Origin of the sequence: Herbaspirillum sp. B65, from assembly GCF_000333555.1 — a bacterium.
In the GTDB taxonomy this organism is placed as follows: domain Bacteria; phylum Pseudomonadota; class Gammaproteobacteria; order Burkholderiales; family Burkholderiaceae_D; genus Herbaspirillum; species Herbaspirillum rubrisubalbicans.
This window is the reverse complement of the sequence record NZ_BADI01000041.1, coordinates 1-12,609: the sequence shown is the minus strand read 5'-3', so window position 1 is coordinate 12,609 and position 12,609 is coordinate 1. Positions and strand designations below refer to the sequence as shown.

Annotated in this window: 7 protein-coding genes and 1 pseudogene; 5 read left to right on the top strand and 3 right to left on the bottom strand. The window is 63.5% G+C overall.

All coding sequences use genetic code 11. The features are described from left to right. Positions 1–51 precede the first annotated feature (51 nt). The 3 genes from I5W_RS00910 (at position 52) to I5W_RS00900 (ending at position 5,403) form a co-directional block, all read left to right on the top strand. Positions 52–1,329, top strand: a complete 1,278-nt coding sequence (locus I5W_RS00910; protein ID WP_199901687.1) for an ArnT family glycosyltransferase — start codon at positions 52–54, stop codon at positions 1,327–1,329. Between the two features lie 276 nt (positions 1,330–1,605). Beyond that, the gene (gene uvrA / locus I5W_RS00905; RefSeq protein ID WP_017452539.1) at positions 1,606–4,464 is read left to right on the top strand and encodes an excinuclease ABC subunit UvrA; all 2,859 of its coding nucleotides are present in this window, start codon (positions 1,606–1,608) and stop codon (positions 4,462–4,464) included. A gap of 171 nt (positions 4,465–4,635) precedes the next feature. Beyond that, entirely contained in the window at positions 4,636–5,403 is a 768-nt protein-coding gene (locus tag I5W_RS00900) for a phytanoyl-CoA dioxygenase family protein (protein WP_017452540.1), read from the top strand. Here the strand turns inward: I5W_RS00900 and I5W_RS00895 are convergent. The 3 genes from I5W_RS00895 to I5W_RS00885 all read right to left on the bottom strand — a co-directional run bounded on the left by I5W_RS00895 (position 5,331) and on the right by I5W_RS00885 (position 11,051). Then, on the bottom strand, positions 5,331–7,043 hold the full coding sequence (locus I5W_RS00895; protein ID WP_044527841.1) for a methyl-accepting chemotaxis protein: 1,713 nt from the start codon (positions 7,041–7,043) through the stop codon (positions 5,331–5,333). The two genes, I5W_RS00900 and I5W_RS00895, sit on opposite strands and share 73 nt — an antisense overlap. Positions 7,044–7,208: 165 nt before the next feature. Then, a complete protein-coding gene (locus I5W_RS00890) occupies positions 7,209–8,834 on the bottom strand; it encodes a methyl-accepting chemotaxis protein (RefSeq protein ID WP_044527840.1) in 1,626 nt (541 codons plus the stop codon). 225 nt (positions 8,835–9,059) lie between these two features. Further along, complete coding sequence (locus tag I5W_RS00885; RefSeq protein WP_017452543.1) at positions 9,060–11,051, bottom strand: cation:proton antiporter domain-containing protein; 1,992 nt, start codon at positions 11,049–11,051, stop codon at positions 9,060–9,062. A 325-nt stretch (positions 11,052–11,376) separates the two neighbouring features. Between I5W_RS00885 and I5W_RS00880 the strand changes: the two genes are divergently transcribed. Next, complete coding sequence (locus I5W_RS00880; RefSeq protein ID WP_044527839.1) at positions 11,377–12,405, top strand: KpsF/GutQ family sugar-phosphate isomerase; 1,029 nt, start codon at positions 11,377–11,379, stop codon at positions 12,403–12,405. After that, positions 12,405–12,609, top strand: a pseudogene (locus I5W_RS00875) (phenylphosphate carboxylase subunit delta); the annotation flags it as partial. The gene I5W_RS00880 and the pseudogene I5W_RS00875, both read left to right, overlap by 1 nt.

The following is a 12,609-nucleotide window of genomic DNA, read 5'->3' as shown; positions in this document are numbered from 1 at the left end:
TGATGACCTGCCGGTCCTGGCCCGCTGGCCCTGTTCGCGGGTGCGCCCGGCATGGTCAAACACGCCCATGACATGTTTACCGACGTGGCGCTGGTGGCCGGCGGCGCCATGGCCACCTATGGCCTGCTGGCCGTGGCCGTGAATGAAGAGCGCCGCACGCCGGCCTGGTCAGCCGCCTTCTGGTTCGGCCTGGGCGTGGGCATCACCATGATGGCCAAGGGGCTGTTCGTGCCGCTGACCTTTGCTGCCACCGCCATGGCGGTGGGTGCCATGGTGCCGGCCTGCCGCACGCGCGCCTACTGGAAGATGGTAGGCGCGGCAGTGCTGGTGTCGCTGCCCTTCTTCGTGATCTGGCCGACCTTGCTGGCCCAGCACTCGATGCCGCTGTTCATGGAATGGTTCTGGGACAACAACGTCGGCCGCTTCTTCGGCTTCTCGGTCAACAAGCTGGGCTCGGACAATGACCACACCGTGGTGCTGCGCGCGCTGGCCGGTTTCGCCCTGCCCGGCTCGCTGCTGGCCTTGCTGGCGCTAGCCACTGGCGACTGGCGCCAGGTCCGCAGCGCGCGCGTGGCGCTGCCGCTGGCCTTCGGCGCCATCAGCCTGGCCGTGCTGCAAAGCTCGGCCACGGCGCGCCAGTTGTATCTGCTGCCGGTCCTGCTGTCGCTGGCGATGCTGGGCGCGCGTGCCTTGCCGCGCCTGCCCGATGGCTTCCACCTGGCCTGGGACTGGCTTTCGCGGCTCGGCTTTGGCTTGCTGGCCATCGGCATCTGGGCCACCTACTTCATTTCCACCCTGCCGGCCGAGCAACACCAGGCCATCGCCTTCATGGGCAAGTGGCTGCCGCTGGACTTCGTCACCCCCATCCAGCCGCTGGCCCTGCTGGCCGCCGGCAGCATGAGCATCCTGTGGATAGGCTCGCTGGGTCTGCTGCGCCTGGCCGGCAAATGGCGCGGCGCGTTTTCCTGGTTTGGCGGCATCACGCTGATGTGGGGCCTGGCCTTCACGCTGCTGCTGCCCTGGGCCGATTACGGCAAGAGCTATGAATATGTCTACGCCGATCTCAAGGCCAAGATCGGCCCGGCTTGGCGCGAGGGTGACTGCATGGCCAGCCAGGGCCTGGGTGAGTCGGAAGCGCCGATGCTGTATTACTACACCGGCATCCTGCACCAGCCCGTGGATGGCCACCGCAAGACCCAGTGCCGCTGGGTGATCCAGGAAACGCCCGGTGCCCACCGACGCCCCCGCGGGCACTGGATCCTGTTCTGGGAAGGCCGTCGCGACGGCGATGATGGACAATTGTTCAAGATCTACCAGCGCGCCGGCTAAACCAAGCCGGGCCAGAGCTGGGAGGAGCAAGCCGGCCATGCGCCGGCTTTTTCATGCCTGCCCTCAGCGATTGACTGCGGCATCCAGGCGTCAAACCCGAGGCTTTTTCCATTGCCCCGCTTTCAATTGGCCGATGTGTTCCCACCTGGGTCTCCTGCCGCTGCAGCCCGCCTGCCGGCCATTCGCAGTCCTGTTATAGTTACATGTTGTCCCATCGCTGCTCCGCACAAGGCGTCATCGCACGCGGGGGCAGGCAACCCCTAGCTGAAGGCATCCATGGAAGAAATTCGCATTCGCGGCGCGCGCACGCACAATCTCAAGAATATCAACCTAGACCTCCCCCGCAACAAGCTCATCGTCATCACCGGCCTGTCCGGTTCGGGCAAGTCGTCGCTGGCCTTCGACACCCTCTATGCCGAGGGCCAGCGCCGCTACGTGGAGTCACTGTCGGCCTATGCGCGGCAGTTCCTGCAGTTGATGGAAAAGCCCGATGTCGACATGATCGAGGGCCTGTCCCCGGCCATTTCCATCGAGCAAAAGGCCACCTCGCACAACCCGCGCTCCACCGTGGGCACGGTCACCGAGATCCACGACTACCTGCGCCTGCTGTACGCCCGCGTGGGCACCCCCTATTGCCCGGACCACCCCGAGCATCCACTGGAGGCGCAATCGGTCTCACAGATGGTCGATGCCGTGCTGGCGCTGCCGGAAGACACCAAGCTGATGATCATGGCCCCCGTGGTGGCCAATCGCAAGGGTGAACACGCCGACCTGTTCGAGGAGATGCAGGCCCAGGGCTTCGTGCGCTTCCGCATCCAGAGCGGCACCGGTGCGGCCAAGGTGTATGAAGTCGATGAACTGCCCAAGCTGAAGAAGACCGAGAAGCACACTATCGACGTCGTGATCGACCGCGTGAAGGTCAAGGCAGAGATCAAGCAGCGCCTGGCCGAGAGCTTCGAGACCGCGCTGCGCCTGGCCGATGGCCGCGCCATCGCACTCGAAATGGATAGCGGCAAGGAGCATCTGTATTCCAACAAGTTCGCCTGCCCCATCTGCGGCTATTCGCTGCAGGAGCTGGAGCCGCGCCTGTTCTCCTTCAACAACCCGATGGGCGCCTGCCCGGAATGCGATGGCCTGGGCCATATCGAATTCTTCGATCCCAAGCGCATCGTCGCCTTCCCCAACCTGTCGCTGGCCTCGGGCGCCATCAAGGGCTGGGATCGCCGCAACCAGTTCTACTTCCAGATGTTGACCAGCATCGCCGCCTTCTACGACTTCGACCTCGATGTCCCCTTCGAGCAGTTGGATGACAAGGCGCAACAAGTAGTGCTGTATGGTTCGGGCCGCCAGGCCATTCCGTTTGCCTACGTCAACGAGCGTGGTCGCACCGTGGTCAAGGAGCACACCTTCGAAGGCGTGGTCAACAACCTGCAGCGCCGCTATCGCGAAACCGATTCGATGGCCGTCAAGGAAGAGCTGGCCAAGTTCATCAACGAGAAGCAATGCCCGTCCTGCCACGGCGCCCGCCTGCGGGTGGAAGCGCGCTATGTGAAGGTGGGCAGCGGCAAGCAGCAGCGCGCCATCTATGAAGTCGCCGCCACGCCGCTGCGCGAGACCCTGTCCTTCTTCGAGACCCTGAAACTGACCGGCGCCAAGAAGGAAATCGCTGACCGCATCATCAAGGAAATCGTCTCGCGCCTGACCTTCCTCAACAACGTGGGTCTGGACTATCTCTCGCTGGAACGCAGTGCCGACACGCTCTCCGGCGGCGAAGCCCAGCGCATCCGCCTGGCCTCGCAGATCGGCTCGGGCCTGACCGGGGTGATGTACGTGCTGGACGAGCCTTCCATCGGCCTGCACCAGCGCGACAACGACCGCCTCATCGAAACCTTGAAGCACCTGCGCGACATCGGCAACACCGTGCTGGTGGTGGAACACGATGAAGACGCCATCCGCACCGCCGACTATGTAGTCGACATGGGCATCGGTGCCGGCGTGCATGGCGGCGACGTGATCGCCCATGGCCCGCTGCCGGACATCCTCAAGAACAAGAAGTCGCTGACCGCCAAGTATTTGAACGGCTCGCTGGAAATTGCGGTCCCCAAGAAGCGCACGCCGTGCGATGAGTCGCGCATGTTGACCATCACCGGCGCCACCGGCAACAACCTGAAGAACGTCGACCTGGAATTGCCGGTGGGCCTGCTGACCTGCGTGACCGGCGTGTCCGGCTCGGGCAAGTCGACCCTGGTCAACGACACACTGTACCTGTCGGCGGCACGCCACCTGTACGGCTCACAAACCGAACCGGCTGCGCACGAAGCCATCGGTGGACTGGAACACTTCGACAAGGTGATTGCAGTGGACCAGGCCCCCATCGGCCGCACCCCGCGCTCCAACCCGGCCACCTATACCGGACTGTTCACGCCGATCCGCGATCTGTTTGCCACCGTGCCCATGGCCAAGGAACGCGGCTACAGCGCCGGGCGCTTCTCCTTCAACGTCAAGGGTGGCCGCTGCGAAGCCTGCCAGGGGGATGGCGTCATCAAGGTGGAAATGCACTTCCTGCCGGACGTGTACGTGCCTTGCGACGTCTGCCATGGCAAGCGCTACAACCGCGAAACGCTGGAAGTACAGTACAAGGGCAAGAACATCACCGAGATCCTCGACATGACGGTGGAAGACGCGCACGAGTTCTTCAAACCTGTGCCGCTGATCGCCCGCAAGCTGCAGACGCTGTTGGACGTGGGCCTGGGCTACATCAAGCTGGGCCAGAGCGCCACCACGCTCTCGGGCGGCGAAGCCCAGCGCGTGAAGCTGTCGCTGGAACTGTCCAAGCGCGATACCGGCCGCACGCTCTACATCCTGGATGAACCGACCACCGGCCTGCACTTCCACGATATCGACCTGCTGCTCAAGGTGATCCATCGCCTGCGCGACCAGGGCAATACGGTGACCATCATCGAGCACAACCTGGACGTCATCAAGACCGCCGACTGGATCATCGACCTCGGTCCCGAGGGCGGTGCCGGCGGTGGCCGCATCGTGGCGGCCGGCACGCCCGAAGACGTGGCCAAGAACCCGGCCAGCGTCACCGGCAAGTACCTGGCGCCCCTGTTGAAGAAGAAAACGAAGTAAAAAAATAAGTCTGGACTTGCGCCCGCGCAAACGATACAGAAAAGCAGGCCATCTGTATCTTGCGCGGTGCTGGCCAAAGCATACAGTCATGCTCCTGGCCGCCATCCGGCGCACTATCGAGGCGGGTCCGTCCACCATGGACGGCTTGCCGTGCAACCCCGAAAGTCCATCATGTCGAACCCGCTGTCCCCCGCCCAGGTCGCCTTCTTCCGCGAACAGGGTTATCTGCTGTTGCCGGGCATGGTCCCGGCCGATCTGCGCGAGCAGATGCTCGCCGTCACCCAGGACCACCTGCAACGCGCCGTCGCCCCGCTGGAATACGAAGCCGAGGTAGGCTACGCCGGCGCCCCCGCCTCGCTGGAAGCCGAAGGCGGCCGTACCGCGCGGCGCCTGCGTGCGGCCTGGCAGCGCGATCCGGTGTATCGCCAATGGGCCGGCGACCCGCAATTAGTGGCGATGCTGCACCAACTGCTGGAAGAACCGGTCTGCATCACCCTGGCGCACCACAATTGCGTGATGACCAAGCATCCAGCCTTTGGCACAGCCACCGGCTGGCATCGCGACATCCGTTACTGGTCCTTCCCGCGCAATGAATTGATTTCGGTGTGGCTGGCGCTGGGCGCAGAAACACCCGAAAACGGCGCGCTCAAGTTCATCCCCGGTTCGCACAAGCTCAAGCTGCAGCCCGAACAGATGGATGAACTGGATTTCCTGCGCCCGGATGTGCCGGCCAACCAGGCCCTGTTCGAGCAGGGTATCGCCCTGTCACTGGAACCGGGTGACGTGGTGCTGTTCCATAGTGGCCTGTTCCATGCCGCTGGCCGTAATGACAGTGACCAGGTCAAGTGTTCGGCAGTGTTTGCCTATCACGGCAAAAGCAACCCACCCTTGCCGGGCACCCGTTCGGCAGCATCCGAGGATGTGGCCCTGGACACCTGAGGCGACTGTACTGGCGGCACTGAGGTCACTGTACCGGTACGGTTGATATCATCGAGCCGGAACACGCACAGGGCCTGTTCCAGCTTCTGTGCCTGCTGCTGCAGGGCCGTGGCCGCTGCGGTGGCCTGCTGGACCAGCGCCGCATTCTGCTGGGTAGAACTATCCATGAGCACGATGGCACGATCCACTTCCTGGATGCCATTGCTCTGCTCCTGGCTGGCAGCGCTGATCTCGGCCACCATGTCGGTCACCTTGCGCACGCTGTGCACCACCTCTTCCATGGTCTGCCCGGCCTGGTTCACCAGGGCCGAACCCTTGCCGACCTTGTCCACCGAATCATCGATCAAGTCCTTGATCTCGCGCGCGGCGGCGGCAGCCCGCTGGGCCAGCGAGCGCACCTCGGCGGCCACCACCGCAAAGCCGCGCCCCTGCTCGCCGGCACGCGCCGCTTCCACGGCGGCATTCAAGGCCAGGATATTGGTCTGGAAGGCGATGCCATCGATCACGCCGATGATGTCGACGATGCGGTTGGAGGACTGATTGATCGAGGTCATCGTATCGACCACCTCACGCACCACGTCGCCGCCGCGCGTGGCCACTTCCGAGGCTGAGGCCGCCAGTTGGTTGGCCTGGCTGGCGTTATCGGCGTTCTGCTTGACGGTAGAGGTGAGCTGGGCCATGGCTGAAGCCGTCTGTTCCAGCGAGGCGGCCTGCTGTTCGGTGCGCGCCGCCAGGTCCTGGTTGCCACTGGCGATGTCGTGCGCAGCCTTGGTGATGGTATCGGTGCTGGCGCGCACGGTGCTGACGATGTGATGCAGGCGCGCCGTCATTTCCTTGAGGGCCTGCATCACCTGGCCGGTTTCATCCTGGCTGCGCACCATCACTTCACGACTCAGGTCGCCTGCGGCCACCGCCTGCGCCACCTCGACCGCCTGGCCGAGCGGCCGCGAGATGGCCCGGATCAACAGCATCGCCTCCACCACCGCCAGCACGATGCCCGCTACCATCGCCGAGCTGACGATGAACATGAGGCGGGCGTAATCGTCCTGCTCCTTTTCGTAGAGCTCACGCCCAACGCGGATCTGCAGTTCCTTCAATTGGCCCAGGGTGGCGCGGGTCTCCTCCCAGATCTTGCGCATGGCACCGCCGTGGATATCGTCGGCCGTCTGGAAACTGCGCTTGCGCAGGGCGGCGATGGCGGGCTGTACCCCCTCTTGCACGAAGCGCTGCTGCAAGCCGAGGAATTTATCCAGCAGCAGCGCCTCTTCGGCAGTGAGGTAAGTGGCCTGGTAGGACTTGATGACCGGGGCCACCGTGCCCAGCCGCTTTTCGATCTTATCCAGGCGCTGGTCGATTTCATCGGGGTTCCAGCCTTCACTGGAGTCCAGCGTGATGATGCCGTAGATACCGTTGTTACTCCCCTCCAGCAGCGACTCGATCTCTTCCAGGTAGGCATAGGCCACCAGCCGGTCCTCATAGAGCGAACGCATCTGATGATTGCTCGCGCGTATGGCCACCAGGCCCACCGTCCCCGAACTGACCAGCAGGACCGCCAGGAAACCCATGGCCAGCATCAGGCGCACGCGGATGCTCAACTTGGCGAGGATCTTTGCCAGTCCAGACTGGCCCGCGGAAGGCATTGTGATCGGCTTGTCCAACACGTTCTCCTATCTTGTTTCGTGAACACCAATAGGAGAAGTGTTGCGCAAGTCCTGGCGCATAGGCTGACATTTGCCGACCGGTCCTGACCGCGTGCAACGCCCGGCCACACCGCGCCGGGCCTGCACTATTGAAACGCTGCGAACTCAGTGCAGCAGCAGTTCTTCCTTGCCCGGCAAGGCCACTGCCGCCTGAGCACTCACGCCTGCGGCCAGGACCGGCAGCGCGGCGCCACCCAGGCGAAACACGCTGACCGCCGCCGACAGGCGCGCAGCCTGTTCCTGCATGGCTTGCGCGGCAGCGGCGGCCTGCTCCACCAGCGCCGCGTTCTGTTGGGTGCTTTCATCCATCTGGGTGATGGCGCGGTTGACCTCCTCGATGCCCTGGCTCTGCTCCTGACCAGCCGCACTGATCTCGGTAACCACGGCGCTGACCTGCTGCACGCTGTGGACCACTTCATCGATGGTGGCGCCGGCCTGTGCCACCAGGGCACTGCCGCTACCGACACGGGTGACCGAATCATCGATGAGCACCTTGATTTCCTTGGCCGCGGCGGCCGAACGCTGGGCCAGCGAACGCACTTCGGAAGCCACCACCGCAAACCCCCGCCCCTGCTCGCCGGCACGCGCCGCTTCCACGGCGGCGTTCAAGGCCAGGATATTGGTCTGGAAGGCGATGCCATCGATCACGCTGATGATGTCCACGATCTTGCTGGAGGACTGGTTGATCGAACTCATGGTGTCGACCACCTGGCGCACCACCTGGCCACCGCGCACCGCCACTTCCGAAGCCGAGTGCGCCAGTTGCTTGGCTTGCTGGGCGTTTTCGGCATTGGTGCGCACGGTGGAGGTCAGTTGTTCCATGGCCGAGGCGGTCTCCTCCAGGGCGCCAGCCTGTTGCTCGGTGCGCGAGGACAGGTCGAGGTTGCCGTGGGCGATCTCGCCGGAGGCGGTGGCAATGGTATCCGTGCTCAGGCGCACCTGACCGACGATGCCTTGCAGGTTGTCGTTCATCTGCTGCAGCGCCAGCATCAGTTGACCGGTTTCATCCTGGCTATGCACTTCGATGCGCTGGGTCAGATCGCCCGCAGCCACCGCCTGCGCCACCGTGACGGCGCGCTGCAACGGGCGCGAGATGGCGCGGACCAGCAAGACCCCCATCAACAGCGCCACCACCAGACCGGCCAGCATGGCCACGCCCATGATCACCAGCAGGCTCTGGTAGCGCTGCTGGGCTTGTTCATGCATCTGGCGCCCGACGCTGCGCTGCAAGTCCATCAATTGCGCCAGCGTGGCATGGGCCTCGGAATAGAGCTTGAGCATGACGCCGCCATAGAGCTCGATGGCGCTCTGGAAGTCGCGGTTGCGCAAGGCCTCGGTGGCCGGCTTGATGCCCTCGGCCACGAACTTCTGGCGCTGCACGATCATCTTTTCCAGCAGCGCCCGTTCCTCGCTGGAGAGCGGCGTCTGCTGATATTTGGTGACGACGGCATCATTGGCCTTGAGGGCTTTTTCGATCTTGTCCATGTTGGCGTCGATGTCACCGGAGTCGCCGACGATGGAGGTGGAAATGCCGTTACGCGCCGCATCCAGCGCGGCCGACATGCGCTCCAGTTGGGACAAGGCCACCAGGCGGTCTTCATAGAGCGAACGCATCTGGGCGTTGGTGGAACGCAGGCTGATCAACCCCAATACTCCCGAGGACACCAGCAGCAAAGCTAGAAAAGCGATGACGAAAATCAGGCGCGACCTGATGCTTAATTGGCTGAACATGTTTCTCCTGGACTTCTCTCTTGTTTTCTTTACAACGAGCTCATTGTGTGAACCCGTAGTCCTCATGCGTGCAGGGCGCCGATGGGGCGCTTTACTGCCGCACGGAAACACTAGCATTTCTCGTACCAGGAGAATAGGTTTTAGCGCAGGATATGAAGATATTTGTGCTCGACCGGGCAATACAGGGCCGAAACGCGCTAATGATATGAATTTTTTGCCAACTAACTACTTGCTCAACAAACGCTTTTCGGCGCGCAGGATGGCCTCCGAGCTGCCGCGCAGGACCACGATGTCGCCGGCCATGAGCACGGTCTGCTCGGGGGCCTCGACCCGTTGCTTGCCCCGTCGCAGCATGGCGACCTCGGCTCCGCATTGCCCCGCCAGGTCGATCTCGGCCAGGGTGCGCCCGACTGCGCTGGCGCCGCCGATCAGGGTCACCGATTGCAGTCGCACATTCATGCCCACGCCATCGGCTTCGGCATCGGACATGCCGTGGAAGTAGCCACGCAGCGAGGCATAACGCTCGTCGCGCGCATCCTGCACGCGATGCACCACACGCCGCAGCGGCACGCCCAGCATCACCAGGGCGTGCGAGGCCAGCATCAGGCTGCCTTCCAGGGCTTCCGGCACGACCTCGGTGGCGCCGGCGGCGAGCAGTTTTTCCAGATCGGCATCATCATGGCTGCGCACGATCACCGGCAACTCCGGCTCCAGTTCATGGGCGTGATGCAAGACCTTCAGCGCCGAGGGGGTGCTGGCATAGGTCACCACCAGGGCGGCAGCACGATGGATGCCGGCCGCCACCAGGCTCTCGCGCCGGGCGGCGTCGCCGTAGGAGACGCTGGCGCCCCCATTGCGGGCGTCTTGCACCAGTTCCGGGTCCATCTCCAGCGCGTGGTAGGGAATGCCCTCTTCTTCCAGCAGCCGCGCCAGACTCTGACCGCTGCGGCCGAAGCCGGCGATGATCACGTGCTTTTGCACTCCCATGGTGCGGGTGGCCAATTGGGTGAGGGCCAGCGATTGCAACATCCATTCATTGGCCGAGAGTTTCATGACGATGGCGTCGGACTTGGCCAGGATGAAGGGCGTGGCCAGCATCGAGAGCACCATCGCTGCCAGGATCACCTGGATGAGCAGGGGGTCCACCAGCTTGAGGCCACCGGCCTGGCTTAACAGCACGAAACCGAATTCACCAGCCTGCGCCAGACCCAGGCCCACGCGCAGCGCCACGCCGGTGGTGGAGCCGAACAGCCGCGCCAGGCCGGCGATGAGGGCGAACTTGAGCAGCACCGGGCCGGTCAGCAGCAGTAAGGCCAGGAACCAGTGATCGTAGAGCGTGCGCACGTTGAGCAACATGCCGATGGTGATGAAGAACAGCCCCAGGAGCACATCGCGGAAGGACTTGATGTCTTCTTCCACCTGGTGCTTGAACTCGGTCTCGGAGATGAGCATCCCGGCGATGAAGGCGCCCAGGGCCAGCGACAGGCCGGCCTTCTCGGTGATCCAGGCCGCTCCCAACGTAATCAAGAGCAGGTTCAACATGAACAATTCCTGCGAGCGTCGCTTGACCACGATGCGGAACCAGCCACGCATGAGCTTGCTGCCGAAGAACAGCAGCAGCGCCAGCACCACCAGCGCCTTGCCCACCGCCCAGCCCAGCGTGACCATGATGCTGCCGGAATTGTTGGCCAATGCCGGCACCACGATCAACAGCGGCACCAGCGCCAGATCCTGGAACAAGAGCACGCCCAGGATGCGGCGGCCGTGTTCGGTTTCCAGCTCCAGCCGTTCGGTGAGCAGCTTGGAGACGATGGCAGTGGAGGACATGGTCAGCGCGCCCCCCAGGGCGAAGGCGGCCTGCCAGCTCACGTTGAGGAACTGTGGCAGGAACATCGCCGCAGCCCAGGCCAGCAGCATGGTGGCGGCAATGGTGGTGGCCACCTGCGCCACGCCCAGGCCAAAGACGATGTGCCGCATGGCCGAGAGCTTGGAGAGCGAAAATTCCAGCCCGATGGAAAACATCAAAAACACCACCCCGAACTCGGCCAGGGCGTGGGTGGTTTCATTGTCCTCGGCAAAGGCCAGACCGTGCGGGCCGATGATGATGCCCACCACCAGGTAGCCCAGCATGGGCGGCAACTGCATCATGCGAAATGCGACCACGCCGAGCACGGCCGCAGCCAGGAGGAAGAGGGTCAGTTCCAGTCCGGAAAACATCGCTTGTTGGGTTTCTTATCAATGCAATTAACAATATAACAACGCGCCAGCCACCCGCACAAAGGCGCAGTACAGCAGCACCGGGCAAGCATTAAACTAGCCAGAAGTATTCATACATGCTGTGATACAACAGAAGAGTTGTTCGCTCCGCAGCGATACCTGCGATCCTGGCGATGCACGATGATATCCAGCAATGTGAGCTGCGTACTTCCCCCTTGGCAGCCATGCTGCGGCGCGACGCAAGCCTTCATGTCGCATCCAGTCCAGCAGCACTCCCTTACATCTGGCAAGTTTTTTGCTTTGCTAATTCGTTTATACTTCGGTTATGAGTGTAACCGATGACAAAACCACGCCTGCATCTTTTTCGGCCGGGGCTGCCCGTCGCGCCATCGAACTGGCGCGCCAGACCCTGCAGATCGAAGCCGATGCCATCCTGGCCCTGAAGAATCGCCTGCGCGAGGACAGCACCGAGCCGCTGGCCCTGGCCGTACAAGCTCTGCTGCAATGCCAGGGGCGCGCGGTCGTCTCGGGCATTGGCAAGTCCGGCCACATCGGCCGCAAGATCGCCGCCACCCTGGCCTCCACCGGCACTCCCGCGTTGTTCATGCATCCGGCCGAAGCGGCCCATGGCGACCTGGGCATGGTCACCCCCAAGGATGTGTTCATCGCCATCTCCAACTCCGGCGAAACCGCCGAGCTATTGGCCATCGTCCCCATCATCAAGCGCATGGGGGCCGTGATCATCGCCATGACCGGCAATGACGACTCCAGCCTGGCCGGCATGGCCGCTGTACACCTCAACGTCGGCGTCGCGCAGGAAGCCTGTACCCTCAACCTGGCACCCACGGCCAGCACCACGGCCACGCTGGCCATGGGCGATGCGCTGGCGGTGTCGCTGCTGGATGCGCGCGGCTTCATGGAAGAGGATTTCGCCCACTCCCACCCTGGTGGTGCGCTGGGCCGCCGCCTGCTGACCCACGTGCGCGACGTCATGCGGAGCGGCGAAGCGATTCCGGCGGTGCGACCGGATGTGTCGCTGTCGGCGGCGCTGATGGAAATCACGCGCAAGGGCATGGCCATGACGGCCGTGGTGGATGAGCAATTCCGCCCCCTCGGTGTGTTTACCGATGGCGATCTGCGCCGCCTGCTGGAACGCGGCCAGGACTTCGCCAGCTTCAGCATCGCCGAGGTCATGCACGCCCATCCGCAGACCATCAACCAGGACCAGTTGGCCGTGGATGCGGTGGCGCTGATGGAACAATTCCGCATCAACCAGTTACTGGTCACCGATGCTGCCGGCGTACTCACGGGCGCCCTGCACATCCATGACCTGACCCGCGCCAAGGTGATCTGATGACTGCGCCCACCTTCGCCAGCACTCTGCCCGCGCTCGCACTTGCCAAGGCTGCGGCCATCCGCCTGATGATCTTCGATGTCGATGGCGTGTTGACCGATGGCGGCCTGTTCTATGGCGAAGAGGGTGAAGCCTTCAAGCGCTTCAATGCCCTCGACGGCCACGGCATCAAGCTGATGCAGCAATACGGTACGGCGCGGCCAT

Coding starts and splice junctions, on each gene's coding strand:
- I5W_RS00890 (WP_044527840.1), bottom strand. CDS start 8,834: ATGTTCAGCCAATTAAGCATCAGGTCGCGCCTGATTTTCGTCATCGCT.
- I5W_RS00885 (WP_017452543.1), bottom strand. CDS start 11,051: ATGTTTTCCGGACTGGAACTGACCCTCTTCCTCCTGGCTGCGGCCGTG.
- I5W_RS00895 (WP_044527841.1), bottom strand. CDS start 7,043: ATGCCTTCCGCGGGCCAGTCTGGACTGGCAAAGATCCTCGCCAAGTTG.
- uvrA (WP_017452539.1), top strand. CDS start 1,606: ATGGAAGAAATTCGCATTCGCGGCGCGCGCACGCACAATCTCAAGAAT.
- I5W_RS00910 (WP_199901687.1), top strand. CDS start 52: ATGGTCAAACACGCCCATGACATGTTTACCGACGTGGCGCTGGTGGCC.
- I5W_RS00900 (WP_017452540.1), top strand. CDS start 4,636: ATGTCGAACCCGCTGTCCCCCGCCCAGGTCGCCTTCTTCCGCGAACAG.
- I5W_RS00880 (WP_044527839.1), top strand. CDS start 11,377: ATGAGTGTAACCGATGACAAAACCACGCCTGCATCTTTTTCGGCCGGG.